Annotated in this window: 20 protein-coding genes; 3 read left to right on the top strand and 17 right to left on the bottom strand. The window is 71.5% G+C overall.

Annotated elements, in window-relative coordinates; genetic code table 11:
* The coding region (locus tag E1285_RS33215; RefSeq protein WP_132158541.1) for a hypothetical protein at nucleotides 1-940 on the bottom strand (940 nt) is incomplete at its 3' end.
* Between the two features lie 97 nt (nucleotides 941-1,037).
* Here E1285_RS33215 and E1285_RS33220 point away from each other — a divergent pair.
* Nucleotides 1,038-1,571: a hypothetical protein gene (locus E1285_RS33220; RefSeq protein ID WP_132158542.1), complete on the top strand. Its 534-nt coding sequence runs from the start codon at nucleotides 1,038-1,040 to the stop codon at nucleotides 1,569-1,571.
* Nucleotides 1,572-1,580: 9 nt separating this feature from the next.
* A complete protein-coding gene (locus E1285_RS33225) occupies nucleotides 1,581-2,825 on the top strand; it encodes a hypothetical protein (protein ID WP_132158543.1) in 1,245 nt (414 codons plus the stop codon).
* Here E1285_RS33225 and E1285_RS33230 read toward each other — a convergent pair.
* From E1285_RS33230 to E1285_RS33295, 14 genes are all read right to left on the bottom strand, one after another.
* Nucleotides 2,818-4,518, bottom strand: coding sequence for a GMC family oxidoreductase (locus E1285_RS33230; RefSeq protein WP_132158544.1), 1,701 nt, complete (start codon nucleotides 4,516-4,518; stop codon nucleotides 2,818-2,820). The genes E1285_RS33225 and E1285_RS33230 overlap by 8 nt on opposite strands.
* Nucleotides 4,519-4,648: 130 nt before the next feature.
* A complete protein-coding gene (locus tag E1285_RS33235; RefSeq protein WP_132158545.1) occupies nucleotides 4,649-5,875 on the bottom strand; it encodes a helix-turn-helix domain-containing protein in 1,227 nt (408 codons plus the stop codon).
* A gap of 196 nt (nucleotides 5,876-6,071) precedes the next feature.
* Complete coding sequence (locus E1285_RS33240) at nucleotides 6,072-6,641, bottom strand: nuclear transport factor 2 family protein (protein ID WP_132158546.1); 570 nt, start codon at nucleotides 6,639-6,641, stop codon at nucleotides 6,072-6,074.
* An 11-nt stretch (nucleotides 6,642-6,652) separates the two neighbouring features.
* Nucleotides 6,653-7,162 (bottom strand): hypothetical protein, encoded by a 510-nt coding sequence (locus E1285_RS33245; protein WP_132158547.1) that lies wholly within the window; start codon nucleotides 7,160-7,162, stop codon nucleotides 6,653-6,655.
* Nucleotides 7,163-7,176: 14 nt separating this feature from the next.
* On the bottom strand, nucleotides 7,177-7,683 hold the full coding sequence (locus E1285_RS33250; RefSeq protein ID WP_132158548.1) for a hypothetical protein: 507 nt from the start codon (nucleotides 7,681-7,683) through the stop codon (nucleotides 7,177-7,179).
* Complete coding sequence (locus E1285_RS33255; RefSeq protein ID WP_207946997.1) at nucleotides 7,680-8,303, bottom strand: hypothetical protein; 624 nt, start codon at nucleotides 8,301-8,303, stop codon at nucleotides 7,680-7,682. The genes E1285_RS33250 and E1285_RS33255 overlap by 4 nt, the downstream gene beginning before the upstream one ends.
* Complete coding sequence (locus tag E1285_RS33260) at nucleotides 8,303-9,553, bottom strand: MlaD family protein (RefSeq protein ID WP_132158549.1); 1,251 nt, start codon at nucleotides 9,551-9,553, stop codon at nucleotides 8,303-8,305. The genes E1285_RS33255 and E1285_RS33260 overlap by 1 nt, the downstream gene beginning before the upstream one ends.
* A complete protein-coding gene (locus tag E1285_RS33265; RefSeq protein ID WP_132158550.1) occupies nucleotides 9,553-10,659 on the bottom strand; it encodes an MlaD family protein in 1,107 nt (368 codons plus the stop codon). The genes E1285_RS33260 and E1285_RS33265 overlap by 1 nt, the downstream gene beginning before the upstream one ends.
* The gene (locus E1285_RS33270) at nucleotides 10,656-11,651 is read right to left on the bottom strand and encodes an MCE family protein (protein ID WP_132158551.1); all 996 of its coding nucleotides are present in this window, start codon (nucleotides 11,649-11,651) and stop codon (nucleotides 10,656-10,658) included. Before E1285_RS33270 ends, E1285_RS33265 begins: the two co-directional genes overlap by 4 nt.
* The gene (locus E1285_RS33275) at nucleotides 11,651-12,679 is read right to left on the bottom strand and encodes an MCE family protein (RefSeq protein ID WP_132158552.1); all 1,029 of its coding nucleotides are present in this window, start codon (nucleotides 12,677-12,679) and stop codon (nucleotides 11,651-11,653) included. Before E1285_RS33275 ends, E1285_RS33270 begins: the two co-directional genes overlap by 1 nt.
* The gene (locus E1285_RS33280; RefSeq protein WP_132158553.1) at nucleotides 12,676-13,716 is read right to left on the bottom strand and encodes an MCE family protein; all 1,041 of its coding nucleotides are present in this window, start codon (nucleotides 13,714-13,716) and stop codon (nucleotides 12,676-12,678) included. The genes E1285_RS33275 and E1285_RS33280 overlap by 4 nt, the downstream gene beginning before the upstream one ends.
* Nucleotides 13,713-14,975: an MCE family protein gene (locus E1285_RS33285; RefSeq protein WP_132158554.1), complete on the bottom strand. Its 1,263-nt coding sequence runs from the start codon at nucleotides 14,973-14,975 to the stop codon at nucleotides 13,713-13,715. Before E1285_RS33285 ends, E1285_RS33280 begins: the two co-directional genes overlap by 4 nt.
* Nucleotides 14,972-15,799 (bottom strand): ABC transporter permease, encoded by an 828-nt coding sequence (locus E1285_RS33290; RefSeq protein WP_132158559.1) that lies wholly within the window; start codon nucleotides 15,797-15,799, stop codon nucleotides 14,972-14,974. The genes E1285_RS33285 and E1285_RS33290 overlap by 4 nt, the downstream gene beginning before the upstream one ends.
* Before the next feature lie 12 nt (nucleotides 15,800-15,811).
* A complete protein-coding gene (locus E1285_RS33295) occupies nucleotides 15,812-16,597 on the bottom strand; it encodes an ABC transporter permease (RefSeq protein ID WP_132158555.1) in 786 nt (261 codons plus the stop codon).
* A gap of 93 nt (nucleotides 16,598-16,690) precedes the next feature.
* Between E1285_RS33295 and E1285_RS33300 the strand changes: the two genes are divergently transcribed.
* Entirely contained in the window at nucleotides 16,691-17,035 is a 345-nt protein-coding gene (locus E1285_RS33300) for a hypothetical protein (RefSeq protein WP_132158556.1), read from the top strand.
* Nucleotides 17,036-17,082: 47 nt separating this feature from the next.
* Here E1285_RS33300 and E1285_RS33305 read toward each other — a convergent pair whose 3' ends face one another.
* Together E1285_RS33305 and E1285_RS33310 are read right to left on the bottom strand one after the other, a co-directional pair.
* Nucleotides 17,083-17,610 (bottom strand): hypothetical protein, encoded by a 528-nt coding sequence (locus E1285_RS33305; RefSeq protein WP_132158557.1) that lies wholly within the window; start codon nucleotides 17,608-17,610, stop codon nucleotides 17,083-17,085.
* Nucleotides 17,611-17,635: 25 nt separating this feature from the next.
* A partial coding sequence (locus tag E1285_RS33310; RefSeq protein ID WP_132158558.1) for a lipase family protein occupies nucleotides 17,636-18,766 on the bottom strand: 1,131 nt, incomplete at its 5' end.

An 18,766-nucleotide genomic window follows, 5' to 3' on the forward strand; every position in this document is an offset into this window, starting at 1 on the left:
TCTCGGCGCCGGCGGCACGTAAGCCCGCTAGGTGGTCGGCCAGGGCGCGGTACATCCGCTGCACCTCGTCCGCTGCGCCCACCAGGTTGGCGGTCTCGCGCAGGAGGTGCGCTGGGGTCTGTGCCACTGCGGACGGGTCGCGGCCGGTCTCTGCCGCCTGGCGCGCTAGTCCGAAGTCGGACCAGGTCACCTGCCAGCCGTGCCAAGGCTCCGTGCCCGGGTCCGGCAGGGGCCAGGCCTTCACCGTGCGGGCCGCGACGTCGATCAGGGCGCCGCCCTGGACGTGTTCCAGGCGCGGCAGGGTGGTGCCCGGCGCGGACTGCAGCGCCGCCAATAGATCCTCTCCCGCGGTCATCACCCGGTCGATCCCCCACAGGGTGCTGAAGTTCCGAACCTCGCCATCAGGGAAACGGACCGTCAGGATCGTCTCGGCTTCGAGGTAGTAGGGGTTCGGGTCAGTCCCGGTGATTCGACGCCGCTGCTCCTGAAGGCTCGAACCCGGCCTGCCCTGGTTGACCGTGGCCATGATCTGTTCGACCGTCAGTTTCTTCGGCGGCTTGGGGCCTTCGATCAGTCCTTCGGGGTCGAGACCCAGGTGAGCGACCACATCGGCGTGCTGGTTGACCGCCCAGGAGACGTTCCACTCCGGCCACCGTTCGCCGAGGAGCCGTAGCAGTGCCGTACGCAGTTCGAGGTTCACTCGGGCGGGGCAGTGGTCGGTCCAGAACAGCAGCGTCCAGGTATCCAGATCCAGCACCAGGGAGCCTTCGCACCAGACGTCGTTGGTGAGTTCGTCGCGACGTTCCATGGAGCGGATGTACGGTTCCAGATCCTCCGGGCCCATGAGCGGGTCGGACGCCAGAGAGAGCGCCCCGAATCTGGAGAAGTGGATCTGGTGTTGACCCCGGTCCACGATGATGTAGTTCGCGCGATGGCCCATACCGTCCAATTGTGAGCGACACAACCTTATCGGATCGACCGGTTTTCGCCGATCACTGAGAAGGGGTGAGCGCAGATCACAGGGAGTCGTGGAGGAAATGAAGATTTCGTGTGCGTGCGGGGAAGTCATTCCGGATCAGACCGACTTCATCCCGTACAAGGCTCGTTTCGTCGCCGACATGGACTGGGACGACGTCGCCGAGGGCGATGTCGGGGAGCGGCTCTGGGAGTGGAGCCGGTGCATGTGGCAGTGCACGGCGTGCGGACGGCTGTACGTCGAAGACCGCCAGGGCGGCTTGCACTGCTTCGCGCCCGAGAAGGCGGGGGTGCCGTCCGATCTGCTCGGGTCCGCGCACGGGGACGCGTGGAAGCGGCCGCTGGTGGGCAACTGGCGGGCGCGGGCGTCCGGCGGGCCGCCCGGTGAGTTGTGGTGGGGCTTCGGCGTGTCCGATGAGGGGATGGAGGAGTTCTCGCGGTGGAGTGATCTTGAGCGGCGCTATCACGAGGTGTTCGAGCGCCTGCGGGACCGGGACGTCCTGCGGTCGGCCTTCCTGCGGCACGAGGGGCGCATCGTGCACGAGTGGCCCGGACGGGCCCCCGAGGGGGAGGTGCAAACCGGGACGTTTCACTAGGATGCTCGCGTGCGCGAAGATCAAGGAGTTCCGGACGACGGTGTGCTGACCGCGCCGCTCAAGGTACCGGGCGACGGTCCCGGTGACGGAGGGCCGGCGAAGGCTGCCGTGAACCCCGATACCGTCGTCGCGGTCGATCCCGCGCCGGTGCGGGCCTTCGGGCAGGACGTCGATCGGCTCGCGGAGCTGGTCGAGCGGCTGTCGTCGGCCGCCGCCGTGCTGGGCGACCGGCTGGACGGTGAGGTGCGCGGCGTCCTCGGCGACGCCGAGAAGGCCCTGGCCGAGGCGCGCGCCGCGCGGCAGGAGACCGCCGACGCCAATGAGCGGACGCGGCAGGCCGAGGCCCGCGCCGACCTGGCGGTCCAGGAGGCCGCCGACGCCCGGGAGGAGCTCGAGGAGGGGCTGGCCGCCGCGAAGGTGAGCGTCACGGCCGCTCAGGAGAGCGAGGCCAACGCCTGGAAGGAGGCCGGCGCCCACCAGCAGGCCCGCGCCACGTCCGGCAACGAGGCCGCCAACGCGGAGGGGCTGCGCAAGCGCGCCGAGGCCGCCTGGAGCAGCGAGCACCAGGCGCGCAACGACGCCGAGAAGGAACGCGACGACCTGGCCACGCGGCTCGCCGCCGAGCAGGCGGCGCTGGTGACCGCGCGCGGCGAGCTCACCGACGCGCGCACCGAGCTGGCGGAGGTGCGGACGCGGCTGGAGGCCGCCGTCGACACCGAGCGGCAGTTGCGGGCCGAGATGTCCGCCGCGCAGGGCGAGATCGCGGGGCTCACCGTGGAGCGCGACTCCGTCGCCGAACGCGCGGCGGAGATGGCCACGCGCGCCGACCGCGCCGAGCAGCGGGCCGAGGCCGCCGACTCCCGCATCGACACCGAGCGGGAGCGCGCCGACCTGGCCGTGCAGCGCGCGGACGTCGCCGTGCAGCGCGCGGACGCCGCGGAGGACCGCATCAACCGCGACGCCGCAACGGTGCGCGCTCTGCAGGACACTTTGCGTTCCGCGCTGGATCTGCCGTCCGTGGAGGACCTCGACGGCGGCAAGGGCGTCCCGGTCGGGGACTCCGGCACGGTCGCCGCGCGGCCCGATGGCTCGATCGTCGTCGAGAAGCTCCCGGACGTCCTGGACGGCGAGCTGGCCGCGCGGTTCGCCCGCGCGCTGCTGGCCGTCCGCGTCCATCAGGCGACCCGTCGCTCCGTCCAGGACGGCGACTCCGACGGCACCGACGGCGAAGCGAACGGGACCGTCATCATCTGAGGGCGGCTGGGGCGCCCTTCGGGACGGCGGGCTTGTCCGGCATGATCCGTTCGATGCGCTCGTAGGGGGTGCCGGGCTCGGGGCGGGCGTCCTTCTCGCCGCGGTTGGGCCAGTAGGCCATCGCCCGTTCGGCCTGGGCGGTGATGGTCAGGGACGGGTTGACGCCCAGGTTCGCGGTGACCGAGGAACCGTCCACGATGTGCAGGCCGGGGTGGCCGTGGACGCGGTGGTACGGGTCGATGACGCCGGTTTCCGGAGTTTCCCCGATGACGCAGCCGCCGATGAAGTGCGCGGTCGTCGGGATGTTGAACAGGTCGAACCACGTCCCGCCCGGAGTGGCGTCCAGTTCCTCGGCGAGCATCCGGACCGCGTCATGGGCGACGGGGATCCAGGTGGGGTTGGGTTCGCCGTCGCCCTGCCGCGCGACGAGCTTGCGGCGGCCCAGGCGGCCGCGCTTCTCGTTGATGGTGATGGAGTTGTCGGCGGTCTGCATGACCAGGGCGATGACCGTGCGCTTGGCCCAGTCCTTGAGGGAGAGGCCGCGCAGGATGATGGTGGGGTGGCGGGCGGCCTGGCCGAGGAACTTCAGCCAGCGGGGCGGGCCGCCGCCGTCGACGAGCAGGGTGCGGATGACGCCCATCGCGTTGTTGCCCGCGCCGTAGCGGGTGGGTTCGATGTGGGTCTTCTCGTCCGGGTGGAAGGACGAGGTGATGGCGAGGCCCGTGCTGTGGTCGACGTCCTTCTTGCGGTGCCATACGGTCATGCGTTCGACGCCGAGGAGCGCCTCGGAGTTGGTGCGGGTGAGTTCGCCCAGGCGGGGCGACAGGTTCGGGAGGCGGCCGGTGTCGCGCATGCGGTGCAGGAGCCGCTGCGTCCCGTAGGTTCCGGCGGCGAGGACGACGTGCTCGGCGGTCAGCGTCTTGCGGCGCTTGAGGAGCGGGGTGGTGTGCTCGGTGCCGACCTCGTAGCCGCCGGACGCGAGCGGTGCGAGCGAGCGGACCGTGGTGTCGGGGACGACCTCGACGCCCGCGCGCTCGGCCAGGTACAGGTAGTTCTTGGTGAGCATGTTCTTCGCGCCGACCTTGCAGCCGATCATGCAGGCGCCGCAGGCGGTGCAGGTGGTCCGGCGGGGGCCGGCGCCGCCGAAGTAGGGGTCGTCGCGGTCCTCGCCCTGCTTGTCTCCGAAGAACACGCCGACGGGGGTCGCGTGGTAGGTGTCGCCGACGCCCATGCGGTCCGCGACGCGCTTCATCGCCTCGTCGGCGGGGGTGACGAACGGGTTGGCGGTGACGCCGAGCATCCGGCGGGCCTGGTCGTAGAACGGCTTCAGCTCGTCCTGCCAGTCGGTGATGTGGCCCCACTGCCGGTCGGTGAAGAACGGCCGCGGCGGCTCGTACAGGGTGTTGGCGTAGACGAGGGAGCCGCCGCCGACGCCCGCCCCGGCCAGGACGAGCACGCCGGCCTTGCCGCCGACGAGGTGGACGCGCTGGATCCCGCGCAGCCCGAGGCGCGGCGCCCACGCGTACTTGCGCAGCCGCCAGGAGGTCTTCGGGAGGGTTTTCTCGTCGAAGCGGCGTCCCGCCTCGATCACGGCGACCCGGTAGCCCTTCTCGGCCAGCCGCAGCGCCGAGACGCTGCCGCCGAACCCCGAGCCGACCACGATCACGTCGAAGTCGTAGGCGTCACCGGACATTGCACACCACCTTCGTCGGGGGAACTTCGTCGGGGGGGAACGAAGCAACCGAGTGTGGCCCTCCGATTCCGTTGCGCGCTATGCGGGCGGAACAACGATCCGGCCACGTGTTTATCACCAAAGTGACAACTTACTGATCAGCGGGCTGTGGGACGGTGAGGCTTCGGTTGACCATGTGGGCGTGCAGGATCAGCTCCATCTCCAGGCACCGGCGCGGATCCCGCAGGTCGTCTCCGAAGAGGTCCTGCAAATGGCGGAGCCGGTAGCGGACGGTCTGCGGATGGACGCGCAGGCGGCGGCTCGCGTCGGCGGCGTTGAAATTGTGCTCCAGCAAGGCCAGCAGCGTTTCGGCGAGCCTTTCCCGGCGGGCCGGCGGGACGGCGCGCAGCGGCGCGAGCCGGGTCGCGGCGGCGTCGTCGATCAGTTCCCCGGCCCGCGAGATCACCAGCGCGGGAATGTGCTCGGCGCTGCGGATCAGCCCGCCGGCCGGGATCACGCCCCGGATGGCGAGGGCGAGGGTCTCGCGCGCCCAGCGCAGCGAGTCTGCGGCGCGGGCGGCGGGCACCGTGGGACCGATCGCGATGGCCCAGTCGTGCAGCAGCGATGCGGGGAGCCGGTTTCGTGCCTTCTCGTCCGGTTCGGGGATGAGCAGGCACGGTTCGGGGGCGCCGAAGTCGATCAGCAGGCCGTCCGGGACCGCGAGCGGCCCCCGCGCGATGCCGTCGCGGCGCTGCCAGGCCGCCGCGGCGGCGACGGTCCCGGGCAGCGGCCAGCGGGCCTGCGCCGCGAGCGCCGCGACCTGGCGCGGATCGGCCGGCGGATCGGCCAGGAGGAGGTGCAGGAGCCTGGTCCTGCGCCTGCGCATGGCGACGTCCTCGGGGGCGTCCGCGCGCCGCGCGACCTCGGCCTCGTAGCCTGCGGCGATCACCTCCGACACCGCGTCCATGTAGCAGAACTGGGCGTCCACGACCAGGCTGAGCGCGTCGCGGTCCAGGTCGAGCCCGCCGGGTGCGGCGGCCAGCGTCCGCCACGCGGCGAGCGCCGACCGGCGCAGCGCCTGGTGCGTCTCCACGGGGTCGCGGCCGTCGCGCGCCAGGCGCCGCCCGACCCGCAGGTAGAACGCCGACACCCGCTCCCAGCCCGCGCCCGGGTCCTCGACGAGGTCGCAGAAGTGCCGGATCGCGGCGGCGACTCCGGAGCGTGCCCGCCCGGCCTCCTGCTCGCCGATCGGCGGATCGCCGCGCCGCAGTTCGTGCAGCAGCTCGTCCGCGGCCAGGTCCACCCGCGGGCGCAGCCTCCGCGCCACCCGTGCCGGGACCCTCTCGAACGCGCCGACGTCCAATGCTGTATGAGCCACCGCGCCATTCCCCCTGCCTCATCGCCCATCGGGATACGCCGTTTAAGGATTACGGATCGGCCGGGATGGGGGTTGTCCCTCACATAACCTGTTGCACGATCTTTCATGAGGTTGGTTGACAAGCCCCGTGCGTTCGTTTGCAGTAGGCAATTTTCAATTTCCTGCGCAGGAGGCGGGGAAACCGGCGGGCGTGCGGTCAGCGGCCCGCGAAGGTGTCCAGGGACGTTATCTTCCAGCGCCCGTCGCGGCGGACGGCGGTGACGGCGAGCATGGCGGGCGCGTTCGTGCTCGTGCCGTCGGTGGTGCGGGTGGTCCGCTGGTCGGCGAACACCAGGACGCCGGCGCGGTCGCCGCGCAGGGACGTGACGGCGCTGCCGGTGACGCGGGTACTGAGGATGCTCTTCGCCTCGGGAGCCTCGGCGCGGACCCGGCCGAAGATCGTCTCGTACCGCTGGACGGCGTCGCCGGTGAGCGACGCCTTGGCGGCGTCCCGGGTGCGCGCCGGGTCCGTGTAGTTGAAGGAGAAGATCTTGCCGATCATGTCGGCGACGGCGCCCTTGACTTCGCTGGTGGCGGCGCCGTCGGTGAGGGCGGTGTTGCGGGCGGACGGGTCGTCCCGCACGGCGTCGGCCTGCCGGAGCGCCCAGACGCCGAACGTGGCGAGGACGACGGCGACGACGCCGAGCGCGATCGGCGAGGCCATGCCTGCTCGCCACCGTTCGTTGAGGCTCGCGGTCCGTGCGGCCAGTGCCGTGTGGGTGATCATGGCGCGTCCTCTCACATGGTGCCCGTCGGCGCCTGGCCCAGGTCGCTGAGCTTCCAGCCGGCGGGGGTCCGGGCGAGTTCGCCGATGAGGCGGCTCTGCTTGGTGACGGGCTCGCCGTCCGGTGGGCTGATGGTGATCTCGACGGCGACGAGCACGCGGGCCTTGCCGGAACGCACGTCTAGTTCGGAGACGGCGCCGTCCAGGACGCGCGCCCTGGTGATCGTCTTCGCGTCCGTGACCTGCTTCTCGAACGCGGCGCGGCCCTTGGTGATCTCCTCGTAGAGGTCGCTGGTCGTGGAGTCCTGCCACGTCTCCAGGCCGGGGCCGAGGTTGCGGTAGTCGAGGGTGTTGAGGTTCTGGACGGCCTGCTCCCCGGCCTGGAGGACGTCGTCGCGCGCCCGGGAGTAGGCGTAGCCGTCGTCGTGCGCGGCCGCGTACCAGGACCATCCGGCCCACGCCGCGAACAGGGCGGCGAGGACGAGGAGCGCGGTCGCCGTCCTCTGCGGGGTGTCGTCGGTCATCCGGGCCTCCGGCGTCAGACGGATTTCAGGTCGGTGATCGTCCAGTGGCCGTGGTCGCGGCGGGCGGTCACCGCGAGCTGCGCGGCGGCCGGGGTTCCGGCGGCCTCGCCGGCGCGGGTGGCGGTCTGGTCGAGGAACACCAGGAGCCGGGCCGTGTCGCCGGTCAGGGAGACCACCCCGGCGCGGACGACGCGGGTCGTCAGCGTGACGCGCTGGGCGGGGGCCTGCCGCTTCACCTGCCCGAAGATCTGCCGGTACTGCTTGAGGGCGGAACCGGAGAGTTCTCGCGCGGCGGCGCTCTCGGTGGCGGCGATGTCGTCGGCCGCGTAGCTGAACACCTTGCCGAGCGCCGTGGACACGTCGCCGGTCACCTCGGTGGTGGCGACCTCGTCCAGGACGGCCCGGTCGCGCGGGTCGTCCTCGTCGCGCAGCAGGCCGGCGGCGGGACGGAGGGCCAGGGCGACCAGCGCGAGCGCCAGCGCGACCGTGAACGGCCGGTAGAGCGCGAGGAGCCGCCTCATCGGGCACCGACCGGGACGGCGGTGAGCGATTCGAGTTTCCAGCCGGACGGGGTCCGGGCCGCCCCGGCCTCGAAGCGCTTGCGCTGGAGCGTGGGCGAACCTCCCTGGAGGGTCAGCTCGACCTGCACGGACGCGATGACCTTCGCCTTGCCCTCGCGGGCGTCCAGGGATGTGACGGCGGCGCCGGTCACGGTCGCGGCGGCGGTCGTGCGCGATTTTCCGATCTTGGTCCGGTTCTGCGGCTCGTCCCGCTCGAGCTGGTCGTGCAGCGGGCCGGTGGACGCGTCGAGCCAGGCGCGCAGACCGGTGTCCACCTCGGCGGGGTCCATCGTGTTGAGCGCGGCGATCTGGGATCGGGCGCTCCGCAGGACGAGGTCGCGCGTCCGTTCGGGGCCGGTCCGCTCACCGGGCTCGTCCTGCCGCACCGACCAGCCGGACCAGCCGAGGAACACCGCGGCGGCGAGGATCGCGGCCCACCCGATCAGGCCCCAGCGCGCGAACAGCGGCCGGCGCCCCGGTGCCGGGACCTTCTTTGTTTCGTGTTCGCGTGTCCCCCGCTTGCGTGCTTCCCGCTTGCGTGTTTCGCGCTTGCGTGTTTCCCGTTCGGCGGTCGCGGTCATCAGTGGCCTCCCCGGACGCCCAGCAGTCCGCCCATCCCGGACGGGCCGGGCGGCAGCCCCGGCAAGGCGAGCGCTCCGGGCAGGCCGCCGAGGGACGGTCCGCCGCCGAGCACCGACCCGGGCCGCGCCGGGGCCGGGACGGGCCCGCGCGGAGCGTTGCCCGCGCCCCGCACGTTGACCCCGCTGGACGGCGGCAGCGCGCAGCGGGCGGCCGTGTTGAGCGCCGGGCCGGGCGAGGTGTCCAGGCCGTTGCGGTATCTCGTCCCGCCGTATCCGGCGGTGCAGTTCGGCGGGTTGAAGAACGTGGTCACCATGCCGAAGTTGAGCTTCCCGTCCTGCACGACCGACCGGCCGGACGCGACGGCCTCCGGCAGCTTGGCGAGGAGCTGTTCAAGCCCGTCCGACCTGGGCGCCAGCAACTCGGCCGTCGTCAGCAGGTTCGCGATGAGCACGCTGAGGGACGGGTCCAGGTCGCGGACCAGCGCCCGGAACTCCCCGGCGGCGCCCGGCGCGGTCGACACGAGCTTCCGGAACGCCGGGTCGGATTTCCGGAGTTGCTCGGACAGCAGCCGCGCGTTCCGCCCGAACGACTTCAGCGCGGCGGCCTCCTCGTTCTGCGTCCGCAGGACGGTCTCGGCGTCGACGATGAGCGACGTGGTCGGTTCGGCGTTCTCGTTCGCGGCGCGGGTCAGGCTCCGCGTGTTGTCCAGGAGGACCTGGAGGTTCGGGCCCTGCCCGGCGAACGCCTGCCCCAGCTCGCCGACGACCGTCCGCAGCGCGTCGGTCGGGACGGACGCGGCCAGGTCGTTCACGCTGGTGAGCATGTCCGTCACCGGCGCCGGCGTCGCGGTGGAGCTGCGCGGGATGACCGAACCGGCCGCCAGGAAGGGTCCGGAGTCCGTCGCGGGACGCAGGTCGATGTACTGCTCACCGAGCGCCGACCGGTTCGCCACGACGGCCCGCGTGTTCGCCGGGACCTTCGGCGCCGACTTCTTGATCTTCAGGTCGGCGAGGACGCCGTCACCGGTCAGGCGCAGCTCCCCGACGCGCCCGACCGACGTCCCCAGGTAGGTGACGTCGGCGTTCTCCGCCAGTCCGCCGGCCTCGGCGAGATCTGCCTGGACGACGTAGTGGTCGCGGACTCCGACGTATTCGCCGAGGTCGGCGTAGTTGAGCCCGACGTAGCCCATGGCGAGGGCGCCGACGACGACGAAGACGAGGTTCTTGATCCGGATGCCGGCGGTGAGCATCAGTCCCCCTGGGGCCGGGTCGGGCCCGCCGTGGGCAGCGGCGCGATCGGCGGGATGATCTCGGTGCCTGGACGCGCCGTGACCTGGAGGTACACGTTCAGGTAGTCGCCCTTGATCGCGGGCAGGACCGCGTCGGTGAACGGGTAGGTCAGCAGCACCTGCAAGGCGTCCGGGAGGTCGGACCCGGCGTCGGAGAGTTTCCGCAGCGTCGGTTCGAGGGCGCGGAGGTCGGCGATCAGGTCGTCCTTGCTCTTGCGGACGGTGTCGACCGCGACGCGCGACAGCTCGTTCAGCGAGTTCAGCATCCGGACGAGCGCGCCCCGCTGTTCCGCCAGCACCGCGAGGCCGGGTTCGAGGTCGTCGAGCGCGACGCCGATCTGCTCCTTGCGTGCGCGCAGCGTTCCCGAGAGCCGGTTCAGGCCGTCGATCGCGTCCGTGATGCCCTGCTTGTTGGCGTCCAGGTCGCCGACGAGTTTCCGCGCCTGCTCCAGCAGCGACCGGACCTCCGCCTCGTTGCCGCCCAGTGCCCGGTTCAGCTCGACGGTGATCGTGCGCAGCTGCGCGATGCCGCCGCCGTTCAGCAGCATCGACAGCGCCCCGAACACCTCCTCGACCTCGGGGTTCCGGTTCGTCCGGGACAGCGGGATCACCGCGCCGTCCGCGAGCGTGCCGATGCTCGCGGACGGCCCCGTGACATCTTCCTGCGACCCTCCCGGGGGGACGTCATTCGGCGCGGCGGCGCCCCCCGGGACGTTCGGCGGGCCGTCGCCGAGCTCCACGAACTTCTCGCCCAGCAGGCTCGACTGGCGGAGTTCGGCGTGCGCGCCGGCGGGCAGTTCCACGTCGCCGTTGACCTCCATCGTGACCTCGGCCGTCCAGCCGCCCTGCGGCAGCGCGACGTCCACGACCCGTCCGACGGCGACGTCGTTGACCTTCACCGCCGACTGCGGGACGAGGTTCAGCACGTTCGCGAACCGCGCCTTCACCGTGTACGGGTCGTCGCCGAGGTCGGCGCCGCCGGGCAGCGGAAGGTCCTGCACGCCGGTGAAGCCGCAGCCGGCGACCGATAGGGCAAGTGCCGCGCTGGCCAGATGCCGCCGGATCATGGCGCTGCCCTCCGCTGTCCCGCGACCGGAAGCGGCGGCTGCAGCTCGCCGAGGTTCTGGCGTCCCATCAGCGTCCGCGTCGCCGGGTCGTAGGCGTTCAGGATGTTGGTGGCGTTGAGCGGCTGGACGTCCAGCGCCTCCGCCAGCGACCGGCGCTGCTTCACGAGAAGCTGCGTGATCTCGGCGAGTTTTCCGACGTTGCCGGAGATCCGCTCCCGGTTGTCGCGGATGAAGGTCTTGATCCGGGCGAGGGCCACGGTGAGGGCCTTCAGCGCCGCGTCCAGCTCGTGCCGGTCGGCGGCGAGGAACTCCGCGACGTCGGCGAGCTGCCGCTGCGCCTGCCTGACCTGGCCGTCGTTGGCCTTGAGCATGGTCGTGAACGTCTGCAGGCCGCGGATCGTGGCGAAGAAGTCCTGCTGCGAGCCCGACAGCGTCTTGGCCGCCTGCGCCATCCGCTCGGTCGTGGTGCGGATGTCGTGGCCGTTGCCCGACAGGTTCTCCGCGCCCGTCCCGAGGAGCCGCGACAGCGCGCCGTCCTCGTTGAGTCCTTCCGGGCCGAGTTCGCCGGCCAGCTTCTTGATGCTGTCGTAGACCTGGTCGAGTTCGATCGGCGTCGCGGTCCGCTCGGCCGGGATCACGGTGCCGCTCGGCATCGTCGGGCCGGACGTGTAGGGGGGCGTGAGCTGGACGTACCGGTCCGCGACCAGGCTCGGCGCGACCGCCACCGCTTTCGCGCCGCTCGGGACGTCCACGCCGGGGTCGACGGTCATGACCGTCCTGACCCGGGTCCCCTCGGCCCGGACGCGGTCGACCGTGCCGACCTTCACGCCGAGGACCCGCACGTCCGAGCCCTCGGAGATGCCGACCGCCGTGGTGAAGTGGACGGTGATCCGCGTGCCGTCCGGCCCGCGCGCCGCGACCAGCGCGACCGCGGCCGCCACGGCGGCGGCGACGCCCACCGCGATCAGGGGCGTGCCCAATCTGCGCAACATCACTGCCCGCCCTTCTTCGGCGGCATGCAGCCTTCTTTGGGAGGCTTGCTGCCCTCCGGCAGGTACTCCTTCGGGACGAGCCCGCACAGGTAGCCGTCCATCCAGCGCCCGTTGCCCAGCGCGTTGCCCAGCAGCCGCGTGTACGGGCCGGCCGTCTTCAGCGCCCTGTCGAGGTTGTCCTGGTTCTTCTTCAGCAGGTCGGTGACGCGGCCGAGGGCGCGGAGCGTCGGGTCGAGCTGCTTCTGGTTGTCGTCGACGAGCCCGACGATCTGCCGGGACAGCTCCTGCGTCCCGGTCAGCAGCGCGTGGATGGCCTCGCGCCGCCGCCGGATCTCGGCGAGCAGCAGGTTCCCGTCCCGCAGCAGCGCCTCGACGTTCGCGCTCTGGTCCGCCATCGTCCCGCTGACCTGCCGCGTGTTCGCCAGCAGCCGCGCCAGCTCCGCGTCCCGCGACGAGACGGTCTTCGACAGCGCCGAGACGCCGTCGAGGGCCTTGCGGACGCTCGGCGCCGTGCCGGAGAACGTCGTGGAGATCGCGTCGAGGCTCGCCGCGAGCGTGGCCGAGTCGATCCGGCCGGTCGTCCCGGCGAGGTCCTGGAACGCCTCGGTCACGTCGTAGGGGGACGTCGTCCGGTCGAGCGGGATGCGCCGGTCCGGCTCCTGCGCGTGCGCGCCGAGCGGGTCGACGGCGAGGAACTTGTCGCCGAGCAGCGTCTTGATCGCGATGGCGACCGTGCTGGCGTCCCCGACCCAGGTGTCGCGGACCCGGAACGCGACGGTGACCTTCGCGCCGTCCAGCCGCACGCCGGTGACCTCGCCGACCTTCACCCCGGCGACGCGGACCTCGTTGCCCGGACGCAGCCCCGCGGCCTCGCTGAAGTCGGCGGTGTAGCGGGTGCCGCCGCCGATGACCGGCAGCTCCTTGGCGTTGAACGCCAGCAGGCAGGCCGTGATGATCAGCGCGAACGACACGATCGCGACGGCGACCGGGTTCCGGTCCCGGACGGGTTTCAGCCGTGGCCGCCTCATGAGCCGCACCTTTCAGCGGTCAGCGGGACGCCGGTGGGCGGCGGGTGGTCCTCGCCCGGGTACTGCTTGTAGGTGACGCCGCTGAGGTCGGCCTCGCACAGGTAGAGGTTCATCCACGACCCGTAGGAGCCGATCCGTCCGATCGCCGCCATCTTCACCGGCAGCAGCCGCAGGAACCGGTCGACGGTCGGGGACTCGTCCGCCAGGTTCTCCGACAGCCGCCCGAGCTGCTCGATGTCGCGTTTGAGTGGTTCACGGCCGTCCTTCAGGAGGTCGGTGGTGGTGCGGGCGAGGTCGTCCAGGGCGCCGATCGCCTCGCCGATCGCGGTGCGGTCGGCGGCCAGGCCGGACACGAGCCGGCGCAGCGTGGAGATCAGGTTTCCGAGGTTGTCGCCGCGCCCGTTGACGGTGTCCAGGACGACGTTCAGGTTCTCGACGACCTGCCCGATGACCTTGTCCTTGTCGGCGATCCCGCTGGTGAGCGAACCGACGGTGGACAGCAGCTCCTCGACGGTGCCGCCCTCGCCCTGGAGCACCTGGACGATCGACCCGGCGAGCTTGTTGACGTCCTCGGGCGACAGCGCCTGGAAGAGCGGCTGGAAACCGTTGAAGAGCTGCGTCAGGTTGAGCGCCGGGGTCGTCCGCTCGACGGGGATGGTGGAGCCGGGCTTGAGCGTCCCGGCGGCGCCGGTGCCCCGCTCGACCTCGACGTACCGCTGCCCGATCAGGTTCAGGTACTTGATCGTCGCGGTGGACGTGGCGGGCAGGCGGTGGCCCCGGCGGACGGAGAACGTGACGAGCGCGGTGCGGTGCCCGGCGACCTCGATGCCGCCGACCCGTCCGACCTCGACTCCCGCGATCCGCACGCCGTCGCCTTCGCGGAGGCCGGACGCGTCGGTGAACCGCGCCTTGTACGGGACGGTGTCGCCGCCGCCGGCCTGCGTGATGCTGAGCGCCAGCATCGCGGTGGCGACCACGGTCACGGCCACGAACGCGACCGACTTGGCCAGCGGCGCGGCCAGGCCCTTCCGGTTCATCCGATCCTCACCTCCGTGCCTCGGAAGACCGGGCCGACCAGGACGGCGCTCCAGTCGGGCAGCGCCTCGGGAACCTCCTGCAGCCCGGGTGCGAGCAGCTCGTTGACCAGGCGGTTCTCTTCGGGCGAGTTGGGCTGGCCGAGCGCGCCCGGCGCGACCGCGACGGGGGTGTCCGCGTCCGGCGGCGCCGATCTCACGGCGGCGGCGCCACCGGCCGGGTAGCAGCTCGGGCCGCTCTTGTCGGTGTATCTCGGACGGTCCTTGCCGGGGACGTAGCGGCCCCTGGACGGCAGCGTCTTCACGTTCACGTGCAGGCCTGGGTGCTCGGTGCCCTTGCCGAGGACCTCGTCCATCACGGGAACGAAGTCGGTCAGCATTCGCAGCGTGCACGGAAACTCGGGCGAGTACTTCCGGAGGAGTTCGAGCGTCGAACGGCTCCGCGCCGTCAGCCGGATGAAGTTGCCGGAGTTCTCGTGGAGGAAGTCGGAGAGGTTCTGCGAGGCGTCCGTGACCGACGCGTACAGCATCCCGAGGTTGTTCTTCTGGTCGACGATCGACCGGCTGGTGTAGGTGAAGTCGTTCAGCGCCTGGACGATGTCGGGCGCGGCCTCGTCGTAGTGCCGGGTGACCTCCACGAGCCGCTTGATGTCGCGGTTGAGCGCGGGCACGTGCGGGTTGATCTTCTTGAGGTAGGCGTCCAGCTCCACCATCGTCTGGCCGAGTTCGGTGCCGCGCCCGTCCAGCGCCTGGGACATGGCGGTGAGCGTGGCGGCCAGGTCGGCGGGCTGGACGGCGGTGAGCAGCGGATACAGGTTGTCCATCACCTGCTGGAGCTCGATCGCGTTCGCCGACCGGTCCTGGCTGATCACGCTCCCGGCCGTGAGCCGCGCCCCGGCCGGGCGCTCCGGCGGGATCAGCGCGACGAACCGCTGCCCGAACAGCGTCGTCGGGAGGAGCTGCGCGGAGACGTTGCGCGGGAGGAGCCGCACCTTGTCCGGCTGGATCGCCAGCTTCAGCGTTGCGGCACCGCCGTCGGACGTGATCTCCCGGACCTCGCCGACCACGACGCCGCGCAGCTTCACGTCCGCGTGCGGGTGCATCTCGCTGCCCGCGCTCGCCGTCTCCAGCGTCACCCAGCTGACCTCGGTGAACCGCTTGTCGTAGACGGCGACCGACAGCCACACCAGCAGCGCGGGGACCAGCAGGAACGCCACCCCGGCGAGCCGTCTGCGCAGCATGCCGCCGCCCCGGGCGCTCATCCCGCCACCTTCACGGTCGTGCTCGTGCCCCAGACCGCGAGGCTGAAGAAGAAGTCGCTGACGCTGATCAGGACGATCGACGTGCGGACCGCGCGGCCGACGGCCCGTCCCACCCCGGCCGGCCCGCCGACCGCGCGGTAGCCGTAGTAGCAGTGCGAGAGGATCACCAGCACGCTGAACACCAGCACCTTGAAGAACGACAGGATCACGTCGACCGGCGAGAGGAAGAGCGCGAAGTAGTGGTCGTAGGTGCCGGCGGACTGCCCGTTGACCACGACCGTGACCGTGCGGGACGCCAGGTACGCGCACAGCAGCCCGATCGCGTACAGCGGGACGATCGCCACCGCGCCCGCGATGATCCGCGTCGTCACCAGGTACGGCAGCGACGGGATGCCCATGACCTCCAGGGCGTCCACCTCGTCGCTGATGCGCATCGCGCCGAGCTGCGCGGTGAACCCGGCCCCGACCGTCGCCGACAGCGCGAGCCCCGACACGACCGGCGCGATCTCGCGGGTGTTGATGTAGGCGGACGCGAACCCGGTGAACGCCGACGTCCCGATCTGCTGCAGCGCCGAGTAGCCCTGCATGCCGACGACGACGCCGGTCGCGAGGGTCATCGCGACCATCACGCCGATCGTCCCGCCGATGACGCCGAGGCCGCCGCTGCCGAACGCGACCTCGGACAGCAGCCGCTGGACCTCCTTGCGGTAGCGGCGCATCGCCCGCGGGGTCCACAGCAGCGCCTTGACGTAGAAGGTGCCCTGGTCGCCGGGCTGGTCCAGCCACGCGAACCATCTGGCGGGCCCGGCGCGAACGGTGGTCATCACGCTCACGGCTCAGCCTCCCTTCGGCGGGACGACCTGGAGGTAGATCCCGGTGATCACGAGGTTGAGCAGGAACAGCAGCAGGAACGTGATGACGACCGACTGGTTCACCACGTCCCCGACGCCCTTGGGCCCGCCCTTGGGGTTCAGGCCCCGGTGGGCGGCGACGACACCGGCGACGAACCCGAACAGCAGCGCCTTCGCCTCGCCCACGTAGATGTCGGGGAGCTGCGCGAGGGCGGAGAAGCTCGCGACGTACGCGCCGGGCGTGCCGCCCTGGAGCAGGACGTTGAAGAAGTAGCCGCCCGCGACGCCGACGACCGACACCAGCCCGTTCAGCAGGAGCGCGACGGCGACGCAGGCGAGGACGCGGGGGACGACGAGCCGCTGGATCGGCGAGACGCCGAGGACCTCCATCGCGTCCAGCTCCTCGCGGATCGTCCGCGCCCCGATGTCGGCGCAGATCGTCGAGCCCGCCACCCCGGACACCAGCAGCGCCACGATCATCGGGCTGGCCTGCTGGATCACCACCAGGACGCTGGCGGCGCCGGTGTAGGACTGCGCGCCGAACTGCTGGGTGAGGGAGCCGACCTGCAGCGAGGTCACCGCGCCGAACGGGATCGACACGAGCGCGGTCGGCAGGATCGTCACGCTGGCGATGAACCAGAACTGCTCGACGAACTCGCGGAACTGGAAAGGCCGCCGGAACGTCATGCCGAGCACGGTGGCGCCGAGCGCGAACATCCGGCCGGCCTCGCGCAGCGCGCCCAGCGGATATCCGAGGACGGGACTCGCCATGATTCGGCCTCCTTTCCGAATTCGAAGCTACTGGTGGGTAAATTCCGCGGTGTTGGATATCGTCGAGGCCCCCACTCCACCGGAGGACCCCCAGTGAGAAGACGTCATCTGGCGGCTCTGCTGCTCGTTCCGGCGCTGGCCCTCACCGGTTGCGGCAGCGACGGCGAGCCCGATCCGACTCCGTCCGCGCAGACCCCCACGGACACGCCGGCCACCGCCCCGTCCGGCGCCGGGTCCACGGGCGGGTCCGGCGCGACGCCCAGCGTGCCCACGGCCATCCCGTCCAAGATCCTTAACGACTTCGTCACGTGCATGCGCAAGCACGGCGTCGACGTCCCCGACGACCCGCGGAACTGGACACCGGACGCGCAGGACAGCAAGACGCAGAAGGCCCTCATGGCCTGCATCGGGCGCTCCGGGGGTCCGCCGGGGTCCTGATCCCGTCCGGCCGCCGGCGGGTTCCGGCGGCCGGGCGCGGCGCCGGCTCAACTGCCCTTGGCCTTGCACTCCGGGGCCTTGTCGAACGCCGCGTTCAGCTTCGGGTTCTTTCGGAAGTCCTGCTCGGGCCCCTGGTAGGTGTTGTACTTCCCGAAGGCCCTGCCCATCTGGCCGACGGCCTGCTGGAGCGACTTCTTGTCGTTCACCTTCGCCCGCTCCAGGTTCCGGGACGCGGTGGTGACCGTCGAATGCGTGCTCGTCAGGTTGCTCATGACGGTGTTGAGGAGCGCCTCGCCATCGTCGACGGGCGGGGCGCCGAGCCCGGACAGTCCCATCTCCAGCGTCCGCATCCGCTCCGAGACGCCTTCGAGGAGCTTGACGAGCGAGGCCTTGGACTTCACCACGCTCGCGTTGTTCAGCTTCGGCACCGGCAACGGGCCGCCCTTGGTCAGGACGCCGCACGCCTTGCCCGCCCAGGCGACCTCGGGGCCTTCCTTCTTCTCCTCACCGCATCCGGCCACGGAGAAGGCGGCCACCGAGGCCAGCACCACTCCGCCAATGAATCGCCGCACCATTCTTCTCTCCTTTTCGCCGGGGTGATCAGCAGTTCGAGGTGGCGGCCCGTCCGGCGAAGCGATCCGCGAGGAAGGCCATCGCGTCCTGGTTGCCTCGGTAGACGAGCGTGATGTGGCTGATCTCGTCCCATGCCTTCCAGGTGACGGGGACGCCGAGCGCGCAGTAGTTGCCGCGCAGTTCTTCGGCCTGCCAGAAGGCGACGATCTCGTCGGCCGTCGAGTGGTACTGGAACACCGGGGCCGCGACGGGTCCGGTACCGAGCCGGTTCTCCGCGACCCGGTCCAGCCACGCCTCGGTCGCGAACGGGCTACTGGTGAAGTAGTCCGTGATCGTCTTGCCCTGGTAGCCGAGCAGGAGCTCCAGGGTGCAGCCGTTCCCCTCCAGCTCGGCGAGCATGGCGCGGCCGGCGTCGTTGAGGTAGGACTCCAGGTCCAGCTCGGGGTAGGCGTTGTCCATGCCCAGCATCGAGTAGAGGAGGAAGCCGAACGGGTCCTGGCCCTCCAGCGGCAGCCCCACGGACGCGAGGTCGGCCGGCACTCCGCCGCCGACGACCCCGGCCAGCTTCAGCTCCGGCGCGTACTCGGGCTGCTTCTGCCCCGCCCACATCGCGGCGGCCCCGCCCTGCGAGTAGCCGCGGAACGCGACCTGGGCCTCCTGCGACAGCCCCGTCTCGGGGAGCCGCTGCGCCGCGCGGACGGCGTCGATGACCGCGTTGCCCATCGAGTCGACCACGTACGTCGTCGCCGGGTTCTCGTGGTAGCCCTCGTAGTCGGTGACGGCGACCGCATAGCCCTGCGCGAGCATCTCGTTCAGCGCGGCCTGCTCGTAGAAGGCGCCCTGGTCGATGAACCTCGACGGCGCGCACCGGAACGCGGGCCCGCTGGTACCGGGCCCGAACCCGACGATCGGGGCCCGCGCCGCGTCCGCCTTCTTCGGCACGAGGACGATCCCGGTCACCGCGACGGGCTCGCCGAGCGCGTCCGTCGACAGGTACATGACCTGCCACGCGTTCGCGAGGGCCCGCGCGGACGGCGGCCCCGCCTTGGCCGGCCGCGCCCGGATGACGTCGCCCGGCGACCCGGCGGGCAGCGGCGAGGGCGGCGTGTAGAAGTCGTCCGCGGCCGCCCTCTGCTCGGCGCCCGCCGTCCCGGCCCC

The sequence above is a fragment of the Actinomadura sp. 7K507 genome, from assembly GCF_004348425.1.
Taxonomy (GTDB): Bacteria; Actinomycetota; Actinomycetes; order Streptosporangiales; family Streptosporangiaceae; genus Spirillospora.